This window comes from Streptomyces sp. NPDC036984, from assembly GCF_055607665.1.
This window is the reverse complement of the sequence record NZ_JBVJRL010000005.1, coordinates 106403-123052: the sequence shown is the minus strand read 5'-3', so window position 1 is coordinate 123052 and position 16650 is coordinate 106403. Positions and strand designations below refer to the sequence as shown.

The following is a 16650-nucleotide window of genomic DNA, read 5'->3' as shown; positions in this document are numbered from 1 at the left end:
TCAGCCGACCGTCCACTTCTGGTTGGCGCCGCCCGTGCAGGTCCATATCTGCAGCCGCGTCCCGTTGGCCGAGTTGTCGCCGGTGACATCCAGGCACTTGTTCGCCTGCGGGTTGACGATGTCGTGGGCCCCGGTGACGGTCCACTTCTGGTTGGGGCCGCCGGTGCAGTCCCACAGCTGGGCGGTCGAGCCGTCGGCCGTGCCGTTGTTCGTGACGTCCAGGCACTTGCCGAGCGCCCGGAGGGTGCCGTCCGCACCGACGGTCCACGCCTGCGCGGCGGTGCCGTTGCAGTCGTAGAGCTGGACGGGGGTGCCGTTCGCGGAGTTCGCGCCGGCCACGTCCACGCACTTGCCGGCCAGGCCCCGGATCGGGACGCCGGCCGCGCTGCCGCTCGTCGTCACCGACACCGAGTCCACCACCAGCGCTTGCGGGAACCGGGTGGAGCCGTCGGGGTCGCCGGGCCAGTAGCCGCCGACCGCCAGGTTCAGGATCAGGAAGAACGGCTTGTTGAACACCCAGGTCTTCCCGCCCAGGTCGGCCGGGGTGCGGCGCTGGTAGACGTTCCCGTCCACCGACCAGGTGATCGAGTCGGGCGCCCAGTCGACGGCGAAGGTGTGGAAGGCGTCCGCGAAGGCCTGCCCGTTCGGCAGCGAGTAGGCCGCGCCTATGCCGCCCGAGCCGGAGTAGCCGGGGCCGTGGATGGTGCCGTGCACCACCGAGGGTTCGAAGCCGACGTTCTCCATCACGTCGATCTCACCCGAGTCCGGCCAGTTGACCGGCGTGCCGAGCATCCAGAACGCGGGCCACATGCCCTGTCCGCGCGGGATCTTCATCCGTGCCTCGACATGCCCGTACTGGGCGGTGAACTTCCCGGCCGTGTTCAGCCGGGCGGAGGTGTACTGACAGCTGCCGTACCAGCACTGGTAGCCGGCCGGGTTCTCCTTGCGGGCGGTGATCACCAGGTGGCCCTGGCCGTCCAGAGCCGCGTTCTTCGTGCCCGAGGTGTAGTACTGCCGCTCGTGGTTGTTGACGTTGTCGCCGGTCTCCAGCGTCCACTTCGAGCCGTCGACCGCGGAGCCCGCGGGCCCGTCGAAGGTGTCGGAGAAGGTGGTGACGGCCGCTGCCGCCGGGGCGGCGGTGTCGGCCCGCGCCGGGCCGGCGGCGGCGGAGCCGACCAGGGCCGCGGACAGGGCGGCGAGGAGACATCTGCGGAGCAGGCGGGAGGCCATGGCTCTCCGTTCGGGTGGGGGGTATGACGGCTCTTGATTTAAGGAGTGAGATAAGAGGGCGTCAATAGTCTGGTACAGACCTGCTGCTGACGATCAGTCGGTCGACGGCTCGCGCACCCGGCGGTGCACCCCCCGCCCGAGCCGCCGTCCCAGCAGCAGCCAACCCACCAGCGCACCGGCCGTGTTGAGGATGACGTCGTCGATGTCGAAGGCGCGCCCGGTGACCAGCGCCCCCTGCACCAGCTCCACCATCAGCATGACCAGGGCGGTCAGCGCCGGTACCTGGAGCATCCCCCGGGCACGCGGCGCCAGGACCGGTACCAGCACCCCGAACGGCACGCCGAGCAACAGGTTTCCGCCGATCTGCCGGATCGCGTCCCGCGCCGACGCCTGTTCCACATAGTCCCTGAGCGAGCGGCCCGGATGCAGATTGCTGTGCGTCAGGGGCACCGAGGCGGGCGACGGCTGGAGCGTGATCCGGGCCAGGACGACGGCGAACGCCACCATGCACGCGAAAGCCACCAGCATCGCCAGCAGCCGGACGGGAAGCGGCATGGCGTGCCGCGCGCCTCGTGGCCGGACCTGCTCGGCCGGCCGCCGCTTCCGGACGGCGCGCAGGGCCTCGGGCAGGCGCGGTGCGGTACGGGCCATGCGGTCCTCCAGTCGTCAACTTCCCGCTTTCGTACGCCGGTTACCCCCATCCCGGACCGGGATGCCCCCCCGGCTCCGCTGCCGGGCGCACACCGGTGGGTTTCCGTTCACGCTCCCGGGGCACTCCGGGTGCGGACCCGCGTGCCGCCGCTCCCGCGCGGGCCGGGCGGTGCTTGGATGACCCCCAGCGGCACTCCGGACGCATCGCCGCACACCCGTGCAGAGCGGACCGAGGAGGTGCTGGATGACCCGCCGTACCGCCCCGCACGCGGTCCTCCTCGCCGTCGGTGAACTCCTGGCCTGGTGGGCGGCGCTGGCACTGCTGTGGCTGGTGTTCATCACGACGGTCGACACCCTGGAACGGATCGTCGGCGCGGGCTGCGCCGCCGCGGGCGCGCTGCTGGCCCGGGCCGGCCGGCGGGCGGTGACCTGGCGGTGAACGGCTGGCTCCTCGCGGCGACGGTCGAACTGGGCGGCGGCGGGGCGGCCGCGCTGTGGGGTGTGACCACCGGCCCGCCGGCCCGCCGGGTGATCGCCCAGAACCTGACCACGACCGCCGTCTGCCCGGCCCTGCTGCTCCTCGCCCAGGGCTACGGCCGCCCCTCCTACGTCGATCTCGCCCTGCTGCTCGCCCTGCTCGGCCCGGTCGGCACCCTCGTCTTCGCCCGGCTGCTCTCCGACGACCTGGCCGGCGAACGGCCCGGCGCCTGGGGACTGACCTGGACGGCGGCGGGCCTCGCGGCGGCGGTCGTGCTCGCGCTCTGCGTGGCCGGCGGACCCGGCCGGGCAATGGTGAAGCTGCTGGTCATCGGCACCCTGCTGATCGGCGGCAACCTGATCGCCTCACGGGCGCTGGCGGGCGGGCTCCGGGGGGTGCGGGGTGGCTGAGGGGACGCCGGGCCGGGCCGGTGCAGGGTGCGGCTGCGGCGCGGGGTGCCGAGGGGCGGCCCCGGGGTGGGCCGGTGCCGGGTGCGGCTGCGGCGCGGGGTGCCGAGAGGCGGGTGTGCTGTGTCCGACGCGGTGATCGTCGTCGCCCTGCTGCTGGTGGCCGCCTCCGCCACCGCGGCCGTGGCCCAGCGCGACCCCGCCCGCCAGGCGCTGGTGCTGTCCGTGCTCGGGGTCGTCCTCGCCGTGCTGTTCACCGCGGTCCAGGCCCCGGACGTCGGACTGTCCCAGCTGGCCGTCGGCTCAGCCCTCACCCCGCTGCTGATCATGCTCTGTGTGCGCAAGGTCCGCCGGCGCGGCCGGACCAAGGACGGCACCCGGTGAACCGGCTGCGGCTGTGGCTGCTGGCCGTCGGCGGCGCGGGCCTGGCCGCCCTGCTCATCGCCGCCTGCCTCGACCTGCCCTCCTTCGGCGGACCCCGGCACCCGTACGGCGACCGGGCCGTGCACGCCTCCCTCGCCCGGCACACCGCCAACACCATCGCCTCCGTCAACTTCGACCAGCGCGCCTACGACACCCTCGGCGAGATGAGCATCCTGTTCGCCGCCGTCCTCGGCTGCGTGGTGCTGCTGCGCCAGGCCCGCGACGAGCACCGGGCCCGGCCCGAACCCGCCGAGGTGGCCCGGCCGGTCCGCCGCTACGCCCTGCTCGTGCTGCCCGTCGCCCTGGTCACCGGCCTGTACGTCGTCGCCCACGGCCAGCTCAGCCCCGGCGGCGGCTTCCAGGGCGGGGTCGTCGCCGCGACCGCCCTGCACCTGCTCTATCTCGGCGCCGACTACCGTGCGCTGGAACGCGTCCGCCCGCTCGGCGTCTACGAGACCTCCGACGCGCTCGCCGTCTCCGCCTACCTGGTGCTGGGCCTCGCCGGAGTCCTGGCCGGCACCGCGTTCCTGGCCAACACGCTGCTGCCGTACGGCACCTTCAACACGCTGTCCTCCGGCGGCACCGTCCCGCTGCTGAACGCGGCCATCGGCATGGAGGTGGCGAGCGCGGTCGTCGTCCTGCTCGCCCACTTCCTCGACCAGGCCGTCGAGATCGAGGAGGCGGACGTGAGCTGACCGCCGAGGAGGAGCACCGGAGTAGAACACCGAGGAAGACCAGGGAGCTGAACACCGCGATGCACGTCCTGCCGTACCTCGTCGCCGTCTACGTCTTCCTGACGGGCTGCTACGGCCTCGCCACCAGCCGGAACCTCATCCACGCCGTCGGCTGTCTCGCGGTCTGCCAGTCCGCGACCTACGTGCTGCTGCTGGCGGTCGGCTACCGCGACGGCGCCACCGCGCCCGTCTTCTCCGACATCGAGCCCGGCTCCCGGCCGGTGGTCGACCCTGTGGTCCAGGCCCTCACCCTCACCGACATCGTCGTCGGCGCCACCGTCACCGCGCTGCTGCTCGCCCTCGTCCTCCAGGTCGCCAAGCGGCACGGCACGGTCGACCCCGACGAGCTGCGGGAGCTGCGCGGCTGATGCACCATCTGCTTCCGCTGCTCGTCGCGCTCCCGCTGTTCGGCGCCGCCCTGCTGGCGGCCACGGGCCGCCATCTGCCCCGGATCGCCACCGAGATCACCGGTTTCGTGGTCTCCGGTGGTACGGGCGCCCTCGCCGTCGTGCTGCTGCTGAACTCCGCGCCGCCGATGACCGAGTGGGTCGGCGGCTGGCTGCCGGCCGGCGGGGAGAGCGTCGGCATCCTCGTGGTCGGGGACGGTCCGTCGCTCGGCATGGCCGCGCTGGCCTCCCTGCTGGCCCTGGCGGCGCTCGCCTACTCCTGGCGCTACTTCGCCGCGCCCCCGCACGGTCACACCGGCGCGTTCACCGCGCTGATGCTGGTCTTCCAGGGCGCCATGTGCGGATTCGCCATCGCCGGCGACCTGTTCAACGCGTTCGTGTTCTTCGAGCTGATGAGCGTCACGGCCTACGCGCTCACCGGCTACCGCATCGACGACCCCAAGGCCGTGCAGGGCGCCCTGACCTTCGGCGTCGTCAACTCCCTCGGTGCCTACGCCATGCTGATGGGCATCGCGCTGCTGTACGCCCGCACCGGCGAACTGGCCATGGCGAAGATCGGCCGCGGGCTCGACGCGGCGGCCGGGCCGGGCGGACCGGACGCCCTCGTCCTCGCCTCCTTCGTGCTCGTCCTCACCGGACTGCTGGTGAAGTCGGCCGCCGTACCCTTCCACTTCTGGCTCCCGGACGCGCACGCCGTCGCCCCGACCCCGGTCTGCATGCTCCTGTCCGGCGTCATGGTGGAACTCGGCGCCTACGGCGTCTGGCGGGTGTACGGCACCGTCTTCTCCGGACCCGGCGGCATCCCCGCCGCCGACCTGACCCGGGCCCTGGTGACGCTCGGCGCCCTCACGGCCGCGAACGGCGCCGTCATGTGCTGGTACCAGCGGCACATCAAACGGCTCCTCGCCTACTCCACCGTCGCCCACACCGGCCTGTTCCTCGTCGGGCTCGGCGTCCTCACCCCCGAGGGCGACGACGGAGTCGCCCTGTACATCCTCGGCCACGCCGGGGTGAAGGCCGCACTGTTCGCCTGCGCGGGCGCCCTCCTGGACCGGTTCGGCAGCGTCGACGAGCACGCGCTGCACGGTCGGGCCCGGCAGCTGCGCGCCACCGCGGTCATGTTCGCCGTCGGCGCCCTCGGTCTCGCCGGCCTGCCGCCGTTCGGCACGGCGCTCGGCAAGGCGGTCACCGAGGAGGCGGTCGGCGGCCCGCTCACCGTGGTGTTCGTGGCCGCCTCCGCGATCACCGCCGGAGCCGTACTGCGGGTCACCGCCCGCGTCTTCCTCGGGCTCGGGCCGCGCCCGGAGGACACCGAGTACGAGACCAGCGGATCCGACGAGGAACCCGAGACGTCCGGCCTGCTGCGCCGGATTCCGGACACCATGACCACCGTGCCCGCCGTGCTGCTCGCCGCCGCCCTCGCCGCCGGGGTGGTACCCGGCTTCGGCGCGCTGGTGGCCCGCTCCGTCAACGAGGCCGGTTCGGGCGGCGCGCACGCCTCCGTGCACTGGACCGTGCACGGACTCCTGTTGGGCGGGGCCTCCACCGTGCTGGCCGTGGCGCTCGCCGGCCTCGCCGTCACCCGGCCCCGCTGGGTGGCCGCCCCGGACTGGGCCGCGCCCCTGCGGCGCCTCCAGTCCGGGCACGTCGGTGACTACGTGGCCTGGCTGCTGGTGGGCGCGACCGTGCTGGGAGCGCTGGCCGCGCCGGGGGTGCTGGGAGGCTGATCAGGAGCCGTAACTGACGTGTACCTCCTTGAAGCCGAGGGAGCGCAGCAGGCCCTGGAGCATCCCGGTGGTGTTGCTCTCGGCCCGGACGGTCAGCCCGCTGCGCCGCGCCGCGTCCCCGATGTGCCGGACGGCGAGCCGCTGCACGGCCTGCTCGCTGTTGGGGTTGTCCGAGAACAGGTCGCCGAGCCGGTCCAGCAGCCCGCGCTGCTTGGACACGGCGTAGGAGTGGTCGGGGTCCAGAGCCGGCCTGCCGAGCCGCGCGTGCGGCAGCCGGATGGTGGCGGCCGTACGGTCGCCGTCGACCCGTACGTCGTCCTCGCCGACCCGGCCGAGGTCGACGTAGGCGTCCACGGTGCCCGCGCCGACGTACAGGGTGCGGGTGCCGCGGAGGGCGTCGGGCAGGAACTTCGCGTCCTTGTCCAGGTCCACGACGACCTGGAAGTTGCCCGAGGCCGCGTCGTAACGGCTCATGTCCTGGATCGACTTGAGCAGAGCGGGTCCGGAACGGTCGTGGGTCTCGGTGCCGAACAGATCCTTGATGCCCGGCAGTACGGCCAGCCGGATCCCGGCGAACAGCACGGCGAGCACCAGTACGAGTGCCCCCACGGCCTTGGCCCAGCCCGGCAGGCGCTTGGTGGAAGTCGTCATCACGACGGTCCTCCTTCCTGCCGACCGGATGCCCGCCGACGGCCGGAACAGACCGCTCCGTCTTCACCATCGTCGGCCGGGCCGCGGTCTCACAGCGAGCCGGACGCGGCCGCGGAGCCGGCCAGCGCCGCGTCCAGGCTCGGGTGCGGGGGCAGCAGCCGGGCCAGGCCGGTGACCCGGAACACCCGCAGGGTCAGCGGGTGGGTGCACACCAGGCGCAGCTGCCCCCCGCGCTCCAGCACCCGGAGGCGCGCCCGGTACAGCAGCCGCAGCCCCGAGCAGTCGAAGAACTCCACCGGTCGCAGGTCGATGACGACCCGGGCGCCGGGCCGGCCGGTGACCCGGTCCAGGAAGGGGCCGATCTCGGTCGCCGCGACGATGTCGATCTCGCCCCGGAACTCCAGCACGGTGTGCCCCTGGAGCGCGTACATGCCCAGCTGCCGGGTGAGAGGTACGGGTTCGCGTCGCACCTCGGCACCACCTCCCACCCGCGCCCGGACGTCGCTTCCCGATCGTCAAGTTACCCTCGATGGAAGGAATTTGAGCATGTTCGATTGACATATGTCTTCGAGTTTGGCGCATGGCGGGGCGCGGGCCGGGGACCCTACCAGCGCCCCTCGCCCGGCTCCGGTCAGTCCGCCAGCAGCACCAGCTTTCCGGTCGTCCGGCCGGTGTCACCCAGCTCGTGCGCCTTCGCGGCGTCCGCCAGCGGGAACGTCCCGGCGATCGTGGCCTTCAGCTTCCCGGACTCCGCCAGCTCCGCGACGCCCCGCATCCCGGACCGGTCGGCGTCCACCAGCATGCGCACCGCCCGTACGCCGAGCCGCTCCGCCTCCTCGTGGAACTCCCCGGAACCCACCGGCAGGATCGACACCACGACACCGCCCGGCCGCAGCACCCGCAGGGACCGCACGGACGTGTCGCCGCCGAGCGTGTCCAGGACGACGTCGACGTCCCGCACCGCCTCGGTGACGTCGGTGGAGCGGTAGTCGACCGGCTCGTCCACGCCGATCTCCCGCAGGAAGTCGTGCTTGCCCGCGCTCGCCGTACCGATCACATACGCCCCGCGCGCCTTGGCGATCTGCACGGCCACATGGCCGACCCCGCCGGCCGCCGCGTGGATCAGCACCCGCTGTCCCGGCCGGACGTCCGCGTGCTCGGTCAGCGCCTGCCAGGCGGTCAGGGACACCAGCGGCAGCGCCCCCGCCTGGACGTGGTCGATCGAGGCCGGCTTGTGCACCAGGGCGCGCACCGGGGCGATCACGTACTCGGCGTGCGAGCCGTGGCCGAAGGGGTAGGGCAGCATGCCGAAGACCTCGTCGCCGGGTCGGAAGGCGGCCGCGCCGATCCCGGTCTCCACGACCTCGCCGGAGACGTCCCAGCCGAGGACGAACGGCGGCTCGCCCAGGAACCCGCCGGTGGCCCGGTGCTTCCAGTCGGTGGGGTTCACTCCGGCGGCCCGCACTCGGACCAGCACCTCGTTCGGGCGCGGCTTCGGCCGTTCGACCCGTACTTCCCTCAGGACCTCGGGACCGCCGAGGACGTCCTGGCTGATGGCTCGCATGGTGTTCACATCGCTCATGGTCATCCAGCCTGCCGGGCCGCGCGCGACCCGGAAATGGCACGATTGCCAAGCTTCGATAGAATCGTGCCATGCCTGACACGCAGCCGCGCACCCGGCGCCCCGAGCGGGTGGCCGTTCTGGCCCTCGACGGCGTCTACCCCTTCGAGCTGGGCATCCCCAGCCGCATCTTCGGCGCGGCCGACGGCCACTACGAGGTACTGACCTGCACCGTCGACGGCCGCCCGGTGCGCACGAACGCCGACTTCACCATCGGCGTCCAGCACGGCCCGGAGATCCTGGAGACGGCCGACACCGTGATCGTCGCCGCCATGCCGCCCGAACACATCCCGAGGGAGCTCTCCGGCGAGGTCGCCGCCGCGCTGGCCCGCATCCGCCCGGACGCCCGCATCGTCTCCATCTGCACGGCCGCCTTCGTCCTGGCCGCGGCCGGCCTGCTCGACGGCCGCCGGGCGACCACCCACTGGCAGGTGGCCGACGTGTTCCGCCGCCGCTACCCCCGGGTGGACGTCGACCCGGACGTCCTGTTCGTCGCCGACGGCCGCATGCTCACCTCCGCCGGGGCGGCCTCCGGCGTCGACATCTGCCTGCACATCGTGCGCACCGACCACGGCAGCGAACTGGCGAACGCTGTCGCCCGCCGCTGTGTCGTCCCCCCGTTCCGGGACGGCGGCCAGGCGCAGTACATCGAGCAGCCGGTCCCCGAGAGCGGCGCCGCGAGCACCGCCGCCACCCGCGCCTGGGCCCTGGAGCGGCTGGACGAGCCGCTCACCCTGGCGGACCTCGCCGGGCACGCCCGGATGAGCCTGCGCACCTTCGCCCGCCGCTTCAACGAGGAGGTCGGCCTCAGCCCCGGCCGCTGGCTGATCCAGCAGCGCGTGGTCCGCGCCCGGCACCTGCTGGAGGCCAGCGACCTGCCGGTGGACCGGATCGCCGCCGAGGTCGGCTTCGCCACCGGAGCCTCCCTGCGCCAGCACCTGCACGCGGCGATCGGCGTCTCCCCCCTGGCCTACCGGCGCACCTTCCAGCAGACCCGCTGAACGTTCCGGCCCGCCCCGGCGTCGAAGGACCGCACACAGCAGCAGGAGAACAGGGGCGGACATGCGCAGACGGCTCGTGGCGGTGGCGGTACTCACGGCGGTGACGGCCGTGACGGCGGCGGGGTGCGACGACGGCACCCGGCCGGACCTGGTGGTGGAGGGCACCCCGCCGGAGTCCCCGTACAGCGGCCCGCTGTACGTGCCCGTCAAGAGCACCGACGGCAGCGGCCCCCGCGCCCTGCGCCTGGCCGCGGGGGCCGCGGGCCGGGCGCTGGAGTGCGACGGGGAGATCTTCGAGGGCGCCGGGCCCGACGCGTGGAGCGCCTCCGACGGGGGTGACACACCGGAGGAGGGACTGGCGCTCTACTTCGACATGATCAAGCCGGAGGACCCCGACCACGGCTACCGCGTGGAGCGCGCGGAGGCGGACCGGGTGCTGTACTCCTACGACGTGGCCGGCCGTACCAAGGTGGCGGTCGTGGTGGCCGAGGACCAGAAGGGCCGGCCCGGCTGGGGCCCGGAGACGAACGCCTCCTGCGACCCGGCCGAACTGCCCGAGAGCTTCACGGCCGGCACGGACTGGGAGATCTGGACGGACCGCCACGGCAGGCGGGTTCCGGTGAGCCGGCTCAGCAGCTCGCCGGGTCCGGAGCACTGCGGCTGGCAGTCGGCCACCTTCCTCCAGCTGGACGACCGCGGGTACGCCCGCGATCCGGAGGGCGTCCTCGCCCGGGACGGCCTGCTCCGGGCGGCGTACCGCGCCGACGTCCCCATGCCCGCCGACGCCCACGACACCGGGTACCACCGCCACGGCCGGCGGCTGTGGCTGACGGACGACAAGACGACCGCCTACGTCCGCACCGCCGACGGCGTGGAGGCGTGGCCGTTGCTGAAGAAGGGCGCCGGCTGCGCCTGACGGGTCAGCCGGCGGCGTACACCCGCTCACCCCCCACATACGTGAGCGCCACCCGCGTCTGCGCGATCGCCTCCGGCGGACCGGCGAACGGGTCACGGTCCAGCACCACCAGGTCGGCGAGCGCGCCGACGGTCACCCGGCCGGTGTCGTCCAGATGGTTCACGTACGCCGACCCGGCCGTGTACGCCGTCAGCGCGTCGGCGAGGCTCAGCCGTTCGTCCGGCAGGAACACCGGCCCGGTGCCGCCCGGCTCGACCCGGTTCACCGCGACATGGATGCCCTGGAGCGGATCGGGGCTGCTCACCGGCCAGTCGCTGCCCGCCGCGAGCCGCGCCCCGGAACGCAGCAGCGCGCCGAACGGATACTGCCGGGCGGCCCGTTCGGGCCCGAGGAACGGGATCGTCAGCTCGTCCATCTGCGGCTCGTGCGCCGCCCACAGCGGCTGGATGTTCGCGGTGGCGCCGAGCCGGGCGAAGCGGGGCACGTCGTCCGGGTGCACGACCTGGAGATGCGCGAGGTGCGGACGGGTGTCGCTCGGCCCGTTGGCCGCCCGGGCCGCCTCGACCGCGTCCAGCGCGTCCCGTACGGCCCGGTCGCCCAGCGCGTGGAAGTGGCACTGGAAGCCGAGCGCGTCCAGCTCGGTGACGTACGCGGGCAGCCGCTCCGGGTCGATGAAGCTCTTGCCGCGGTTGGCCGTCACGCAGCCGCACCGGTCCAGATACGGGTCGAGCAGCGCGGCCGTGTGGTTCTCGGCGACACCGTCCAGCATCAGCTTCACCGTGCCCGCCCGGAACCGGCCGACGCTCGAAGCGGCCCGCTTCTCCGCGAGTTCGGGGATCTGCTCGGCCCCGCGCTCCCGGTCCCACCACAGCGCACCCACGACCCGCGCGGTGAGCGAACCGTCCCGGGCGGCCGTGAGATACGCCTGAGCCGGGTCGTCCATCCCGAGGAAGTCGCCGACCAGGGCGTCCTGCCAGGCGGTGATGCCGAGCGCGTGCAGATGCCGCTGAACGTGCAGCAGCGCGGCCAGCCGGTCGGCGGGTGTGGCGGGCGGGGCGAGCCGGCCGACCAGCTGCATCGCACCCTCCTGGAGAGTGCCGCCCGGCGCACCGGAGGCGTCCCGCTCGATCCGCCCGTCGGCCGGATCGGGCGTGTCCCGGTCGATCCCGGCCAGCTCCAGCGCCCGGCTGTTGACCCACGCTCCGTGGTGATCGCGGTTGGGCAGGTACACCGGCCGGTCCGGGACGACCGCGTCCAGCAGCTCCTTGGCCGGCGTACCACCCGCGAACGCCTCCATCGCCCAGCCGCCGCCCAGGATCCACTCCCGCTCCGGGTGGGCGTCGGCGTACGCCCGTACGGCGGCCACGGTCTCCTCGGCCGTCGTCGTACCGGTCAGATCGCACCGGGTCAGCTCCAGCCCGGCCGGCACCGGATGGACGTGTGCGTCCTGGAAGCCGGGCAGCAGCAGCCGCCCGGCCAGGTCCACCACCTCCGTGCCCGGTCCGGCCAGGTCGCGCAGCTCCTCGCCGCCGACCGCGGTGACGCGGCCCGAGGTGACGGCGACGGCGGTCGCGGTACGGCCCCCCGGGGTCAGGACGGGGCCGCCGGTGAACAGCAGATCAGCGCGCATGGTGACTTTCCTGGTCGGTCGGATGGCGGGCCTCGGTCGGTCCCGGTGATCGGACATGTAACTGCCGGGGCCCCAAACGGGTCAACGGTGTTGTCATAAGGGCCCGGCAGCTCGCCGGCGCACGGACACACCTGCGGCGACTCCTGCGCGGACCGGGGACCGGCGGCCACACTGAATCCAGCGATCACCCAGAGGAGGCCGTACGCCATGACCCCGCCCCCCGCCCGCACCGCGGAGCAGCGCAAGAAGGACACCCTCCACCGGCTGGAGACCGACGTGGACGCGTGGGTCGCCACCGCCGCGCCCCACGGCGGTGCTCCGTACCTCGTGCCGCTGTCGTTCGTGTGGGACGGCTCCGCGCTGCTGATCGCCACCCCGGCCGACAGCCCCACCGGCCGCAATCTCGTGGCCACCGGCAGGGCGCGTCTCGGCATCGGCCCCACCCGGGACGTCGTCCTGATCGAGGGCACCGTCCGGGCGGTGACCCCCGAGGACCTGCCCGAGGAGGACGCCGAGGTGTTCGCCGGCAAGACCGGCTTCGACCCGCGCCGACTGCCCACCCGCTACCTGTACTTCATCGTCCTGCCGCAGCGGGTCCAGGCCTGGCGCGAGGCGAACGAGCTGGACGGGCGGGACGTGATGCGCGACGGGGAGTGGCTGCTCGCCGACTGAATCCGGTGGCCCGGGATATCCGCTGTGAGGAGGACACATCCCGGGAGGATCCATGGCACTGGTGAAGGCGGGCGTGGTGGTGCTTGACTGCGCCGAACCCGAGAAACTCGCCGAGTTCTACAGGGAGTTGCTGGAGGGCGAGCGGACGTACGCCTCCGCGAACATCGTGGAGATCCGGGGCGCCGACGGGGTCCGGCTGGCCTGCCGGCGGGACGTCAACGCGACCCCGCCCAGCTGGCCGCGCCCCGAGAACTCCCTTCAGGCCCATCTCGACTTCCTGGTCGAGGACCTGGACGAGGCCGAGCGGCGGGTGGTGGCCCTGGGCGGCCGCCCGCTCGAGACGAGGGACGCGTCCGGACCGTACGAGGCACGCGGCTACGCCGACCCCGCCGGCCACTCCTTCACCCTGCGTCTCCTCCCGCCGACGGCACCCAAGCAGGGCTGACGGCGGGACCGCGGCGGGGCTGACCGCCGGAGCGGGAGCGGGAGCCGGCCGAGGACACCGGAGCCGGGTCGGCCGGCATAGGGGAGCGGGGTCGGCGGGCGGCAGGGGCCCGGCCGACCCCGCTCCGGGGAGGGGCCGGGCCGCTCAGTCGCGGCCGCCCTTGTCGGTCGCCGGCCATACGCCCGTCGACCGGGCGATGGCCTTCGCTCCGCCGCGGTCCACGGCGCTGCGCACCACCGCGAAGATCGCGCCCTGGACCGCCGCGGCCAGCAGGATCTCGCCCCAGCCACGGTCCGGGTCCAGGGCGTCCGGCGCGTCCTCCTCGTGCCGGATGGCCTTCCATGCCTTGCGGAAGGCCATACCGGCCAGCGCGCCGCCCGCCCAGCTGAGCACGAATCCGACCGGCTGGTAGGCGAGAGGGAGCTTCTTCTTCTTGTTCTTGACCATGTGTGACTACTTCCTCGTCAGAAGGCCCTCATGCAGGCCGTCCTTGCGGGGCCACCCGTTCGCCCGGGGGCACCGGCCCGGGCGGCGTCCCGTCCCCGAACGGCCGTCCGCCCAGCTCCTCGCGGTGGTGCGGACTCAACCAGCCGGCGAGATCCGGGCCGAGCGGCACGATGCCGGTCGGATTGATGCCGGTGTGCACCTGGTAGTAGTGCCGCTTGATGTGGTCGAAGTCGACCGTGTCGCCGAACCCCGGTGTCTGGAACAGGTCCCGGGCGTACGCCCACAGCACCGGATGCTCCGCCAGCTTCCAGCGGTTGCACTTGAAGTGGCCGTGGTAGACCGCGTCGAACCTCACCAGCGTGGTGAACAGCCGGATGTCCGCTTCCGTGAGGGTGTCGCCGACCAGATAGCGCTGCCCGGACAGCCGCTCGCCGAGCAGTTCCAGCCGCCGGAAGACCCCGGCGCACGCCTCCTCGTACTCCTTCTGCCGCGTGGCGAACCCGGCCCGGTACACCCCGTTGTTGACGTCCGCGTAGACCTCGGCCATCACCTCGTCGATCTCGTCGCGGCGGCCCGCCGGGTACAGGTCCGGCGCGCCGGCCCGGTGCAGGGCCGTCCACTCGGTGGCCAGGTCCAGGGTGATCTGCTGATAGTCGTTGGTGACCAGGCGCCCGCTGGGGACGTCCACGATCGCGGGCACGCTCACCCCGCCCGGGTGGCCGGTCTCCCGCCGGTCGTACGCCTCGCTCAGGAAGCGGATCCCGAGCACCGGGTCCCGGCCGTCCGGGTCCAGGGTGAACCGCCAGCTGCGGTCGTCCTGGACCGGATCGGCGATCGCCATCGACAGCGCGTCCTCCAGCCCCAGCAGCCGGCGCGCGATCACCGCCCGGCTCGCCCACGGACAGGCACGGGAGACCGCCAGCCGGTAACGGCCCGCCTCCACCGGCCAGCCGTCCCGGCCGTCGGCGGTGATCCGGTCGCGGAAGTGGCTCCGGGACCGGGTGAAGGCCCGGTGTCCGTAGGAGCTGTTGCCGTCGCCGTCCATGTCTCCTCCTCGCCGCCCGGGATCTCCTGGCCAACGCGTTCCCCGTTTCGGGCGGCCCGCACGGTGTGAGTCGCCCGCGCGGGGGCAATCGCCGATAGATGAGTGGGACATCCTCGGAACGGGAGACGGCCGCACGCACGGCCGAGGGCAACGGAACACCGCCTGCACGCCTCACGGACGACCGAAGGCCATCGGCACACTCCAAGGGCCCGGAAGCGTCCCCGGCAGGCGCCAGGGACGACGGACCGCCACCGGCCCACCCCACGGACCCGCAAGCACCACCGGCCTCCGCCACGGTCGACGGAACGCCGGCTGCCCATGTCCGAGCCGAAGCCGACGGCCGATCCGGCAGTCAGACCCACGGCGGCTCCGGCAGCCGGGCCGACAGCCGTTCCGGCAGCGGGGCGGACTCCCGCGCCGATGCCGAGGCCGACCGGCACACCAAAGTCACCGTCCTCGTGGCGCTCATCGCCAATCTGGTGATCGCCGTGGCCAAGGCGGCCGGCGGTGTCCTCGCGGGCTCGCCCGCGCTGCTGTCGGAGGCCGCGCACTCGGTCGCCGACAGCCTCAACGAGGTCTTCCTGCTGGCCGCGCTGCGCCGCAGCCGTCGCCCGCCGGACTCCCGGCACCCCTTCGGCTACGGCAAGGAGCGCTTCTTCTGGTCACTGCTCGCCGCCGTGGGCATCTTCGTCATGGGCGGCTGTTTCTCCTTCTTCCAGGGCTTCGAGGCCCTGCACAGCGGCGCCGAGGAGAAGTTCAGCGGATATGTGGCGGGCCTGATCGTGCTGGGCGTGGCCCTGGTCGCCGAAGGCGTCTCGCTGCTGCGCGCCCTGCACCAGGTGCGCCGGCAGGGCGGCGGCCTCGGCGGGCTGCGCGATCCCGCGCTGCGCACGGTGGTCGCCGAGGACGGCACGGCGGTGCTCGGCGTGACACTCGCACTGGTCGGGATGGCCCTGCACATGGTGACCGGGCAGGTCGTCTGGGAGGCTTCCGCCTCGCTGGCGATCGGCGTGCTGCTCGTCTACGTCGCCTACCGACTCGGCCGGGACGCCCGTGACCAGCTGATCGGGGAGGCCGTGGACCCGGAGCTGAGCGGCAGGATCCGGGCGGTGCTGCGGGCCCAGCCGGAGATCGACAGCGTGGAGGCCCTGTTCACCATGAAGATGGGCCTGGATTGCACCCTGATCGCCGCCCGCATCGACCTGGTGCCGGGCCTGGACAGTGAACGCGTCGAGGAGGTCGCCGTACGCATCAAGCGGTCCCTCGGCCGGATGTTCCCCGACGCCGACCAGATCTTCCTCGACGTCACCGACCGGCCGGCCGGCGAGGCACGAGAAAGCCCCGCCGCGACGGGGGAACGCGGCGGGGCCTGACGCACGAGTGCCCGCCCCGAAGACGCTTCACACGTCCTCGAAACAGATTTTTCTGAAAACCGCCCGGTGCCCGGCCTGAATCAGCTCCCGCCGGATCAGCTCTCGTCGAGCGGTTCCAGCACGAAGACCGGGATCTCCCGGGCGGTTTTCCGCTGGTAGTCGGCGTACGGCGGGTACGCGGCCACCGCCCGCTCCCACCACTCGGCCTTCTCCGCCCCGGCGACCTCACGGGCCCGCATCTCCCGCTTCACCGGACCGTCCTGAAGCTCGACCCGCGGCTCGGACTTCACGTTGAAGTACCAGACCGGATGCTTGGGCGCCCCGCCGAGGGAGGCCACCGCCGCGTACCGCCCCTCGTGCTCCACCCGCATCAACGGCGTCTTGCGGATCTTCCCGCTCTTCGCGCCCAGCGTGGTCAGCACGATCACCGGCAGTCCGGTGTCCCGCAACGTCGTCCCCTCCTTCCCGCCGGAGCTCTCGTACAGCTCCACCTGCTCGCGCACCCACTGCGTCGGGCTGGGCTCGTACTCACCCTCAAGAGGCATGGGATGGTGTCCCCTTCGTCGGTCCGACTGCTCTGTGCCACCTGCTGAACACCGGTGGCCGCATCCTTCATCCCTACCGCGCGCAGCGTCCGCCGACGCGGTGACGGCGAGCGGCCGGTTCCCGCCCCTCGTACCCCAGGTGCCTCGGCCAGATCACGAGAGACACTGAAGTGGCCGAACTTGACGTCGACCCATAGGTGCCTGGGGCATCTAATGAAGATCGGCACCACGCACTTCTTTCGTCTGC

At 73.0% G+C, this 16650-nt stretch carries 20 protein-coding genes; 11 read left to right on the top strand and 9 right to left on the bottom strand.

Going from position 1 to position 16650, the window contains the following annotated elements; genetic code table 11:
• Together ACZ7DL_RS12345 and ACZ7DL_RS12340 are read right to left on the bottom strand one after the other, a co-directional pair.
• Positions 1-1230 (bottom strand): ricin-type beta-trefoil lectin domain protein, encoded by a 1230-nt coding sequence (locus ACZ7DL_RS12345; RefSeq protein ID WP_470773730.1) that lies wholly within the window; start codon positions 1228-1230, stop codon positions 1-3.
• A gap of 93 nt (positions 1231-1323) precedes the next feature.
• Positions 1324-1881: a VanZ family protein gene (locus ACZ7DL_RS12340; protein WP_470773729.1), complete on the bottom strand. Its 558-nt coding sequence runs from the start codon at positions 1879-1881 to the stop codon at positions 1324-1326.
• A 244-nt stretch (positions 1882-2125) separates the two neighbouring features.
• Here ACZ7DL_RS12340 and ACZ7DL_RS12335 point away from each other — a divergent pair, with 244 nt between their 5' ends.
• The 6 genes from ACZ7DL_RS12335 (at position 2126) to ACZ7DL_RS12310 (ending at position 6057) form a co-directional block, all read left to right on the top strand.
• Entirely contained in the window at positions 2126-2320 is a 195-nt protein-coding gene (locus ACZ7DL_RS12335; protein WP_470773726.1) for a hypothetical protein, read from the top strand.
• A complete protein-coding gene (locus ACZ7DL_RS12330; RefSeq protein ID WP_470773724.1) occupies positions 2317-2769 on the top strand; it encodes an MrpF/PhaF family protein in 453 nt (150 codons plus the stop codon). Before ACZ7DL_RS12335 ends, ACZ7DL_RS12330 begins: the two co-directional genes overlap by 4 nt.
• Before the next feature lie 120 nt (positions 2770-2889).
• Positions 2890-3150 (top strand): Na(+)/H(+) antiporter subunit B, encoded by a 261-nt coding sequence (locus tag ACZ7DL_RS12325; protein WP_470773723.1) that lies wholly within the window; start codon positions 2890-2892, stop codon positions 3148-3150.
• On the top strand, positions 3147-3884 hold the full coding sequence (locus tag ACZ7DL_RS12320) for an MnhB domain-containing protein (RefSeq protein ID WP_470773721.1): 738 nt from the start codon (positions 3147-3149) through the stop codon (positions 3882-3884). Before ACZ7DL_RS12325 ends, ACZ7DL_RS12320 begins: the two co-directional genes overlap by 4 nt.
• 59 nt (positions 3885-3943) lie before the next feature.
• Complete coding sequence (locus tag ACZ7DL_RS12315) at positions 3944-4291, top strand: sodium:proton antiporter (protein WP_470773720.1); 348 nt, start codon at positions 3944-3946, stop codon at positions 4289-4291.
• The gene (locus ACZ7DL_RS12310; RefSeq protein WP_470773718.1) at positions 4291-6057 is read left to right on the top strand and encodes a complex I subunit 5 family protein; all 1767 of its coding nucleotides are present in this window, start codon (positions 4291-4293) and stop codon (positions 6055-6057) included. The genes ACZ7DL_RS12315 and ACZ7DL_RS12310 overlap by 1 nt, the downstream gene beginning before the upstream one ends.
• Here the strand turns inward: ACZ7DL_RS12310 and ACZ7DL_RS12305 are convergent, their stop codons facing one another.
• From ACZ7DL_RS12305 to ACZ7DL_RS12295, 3 genes are all read right to left on the bottom strand, one after another.
• Positions 6058-6708: a DUF4230 domain-containing protein gene (locus ACZ7DL_RS12305; protein WP_470773716.1), complete on the bottom strand. Its 651-nt coding sequence runs from the start codon at positions 6706-6708 to the stop codon at positions 6058-6060.
• Positions 6709-6797: 89 nt separating this feature from the next.
• Positions 6798-7178 (bottom strand): anti-sigma factor antagonist, encoded by a 381-nt coding sequence (locus tag ACZ7DL_RS12300; protein WP_470773715.1) that lies wholly within the window; start codon positions 7176-7178, stop codon positions 6798-6800.
• Positions 7179-7339: 161 nt separating this feature from the next.
• Entirely contained in the window at positions 7340-8290 is a 951-nt protein-coding gene (locus ACZ7DL_RS12295; RefSeq protein ID WP_470773713.1) for an NADP-dependent oxidoreductase, read from the bottom strand.
• A gap of 71 nt (positions 8291-8361) precedes the next feature.
• On the opposite strand from ACZ7DL_RS12295, the gene ACZ7DL_RS12290 reads away from it, so the two are divergent.
• Positions 8362-9330 (top strand): GlxA family transcriptional regulator, encoded by a 969-nt coding sequence (locus ACZ7DL_RS12290; RefSeq protein ID WP_470773712.1) that lies wholly within the window; start codon positions 8362-8364, stop codon positions 9328-9330.
• Positions 9331-9391: 61 nt separating this feature from the next.
• Entirely contained in the window at positions 9392-10246 is an 855-nt protein-coding gene (locus ACZ7DL_RS12285) for a hypothetical protein (RefSeq protein WP_470773711.1), read from the top strand.
• A 4-nt stretch (positions 10247-10250) separates the two neighbouring features.
• Here the strand turns inward: ACZ7DL_RS12285 and ACZ7DL_RS12280 are convergent, their stop codons facing one another.
• Positions 10251-11876 carry an amidohydrolase gene (locus ACZ7DL_RS12280; protein WP_470773708.1) on the bottom strand — a complete coding sequence of 542 codons (1626 nt, stop codon included), beginning with the start codon at positions 11874-11876 and terminating at the stop codon, positions 10251-10253.
• A 207-nt stretch (positions 11877-12083) separates the two neighbouring features.
• On the opposite strand from ACZ7DL_RS12280, the gene ACZ7DL_RS12275 reads away from it, so the two are divergent.
• The gene (locus tag ACZ7DL_RS12275; RefSeq protein WP_470773706.1) at positions 12084-12548 is read left to right on the top strand and encodes a pyridoxamine 5'-phosphate oxidase family protein; all 465 of its coding nucleotides are present in this window, start codon (positions 12084-12086) and stop codon (positions 12546-12548) included.
• A 52-nt stretch (positions 12549-12600) separates the two neighbouring features.
• Positions 12601-12993: a VOC family protein gene (locus ACZ7DL_RS12270; RefSeq protein ID WP_470773703.1), complete on the top strand. Its 393-nt coding sequence runs from the start codon at positions 12601-12603 to the stop codon at positions 12991-12993.
• A gap of 144 nt (positions 12994-13137) precedes the next feature.
• Here ACZ7DL_RS12270 and ACZ7DL_RS12265 read toward each other — a convergent pair whose 3' ends face one another.
• Positions 13138-13440: a DUF4235 domain-containing protein gene (locus tag ACZ7DL_RS12265; protein ID WP_470773702.1), complete on the bottom strand. Its 303-nt coding sequence runs from the start codon at positions 13438-13440 to the stop codon at positions 13138-13140.
• A gap of 28 nt (positions 13441-13468) precedes the next feature.
• On the bottom strand, positions 13469-14485 hold the full coding sequence (locus ACZ7DL_RS12260; protein WP_470773700.1) for a glutathione S-transferase family protein: 1017 nt from the start codon (positions 14483-14485) through the stop codon (positions 13469-13471).
• Positions 14486-14943: 458 nt separating this feature from the next.
• Here ACZ7DL_RS12260 and ACZ7DL_RS12255 point away from each other — a divergent pair, with 458 nt between their 5' ends.
• Positions 14944-15858, top strand: a complete 915-nt coding sequence (locus ACZ7DL_RS12255) for a cation diffusion facilitator family transporter (protein ID WP_470773698.1) — start codon at positions 14944-14946, stop codon at positions 15856-15858.
• Positions 15859-15953: 95 nt separating this feature from the next.
• Here ACZ7DL_RS12255 and ACZ7DL_RS12250 read toward each other — a convergent pair whose 3' ends face one another.
• Positions 15954-16403 carry a nitroreductase family deazaflavin-dependent oxidoreductase gene (locus ACZ7DL_RS12250; protein ID WP_470773696.1) on the bottom strand — a complete coding sequence of 150 codons (450 nt, stop codon included), beginning with the start codon at positions 16401-16403 and terminating at the stop codon, positions 15954-15956.
• Positions 16404-16650 lie beyond the last annotated feature (247 nt).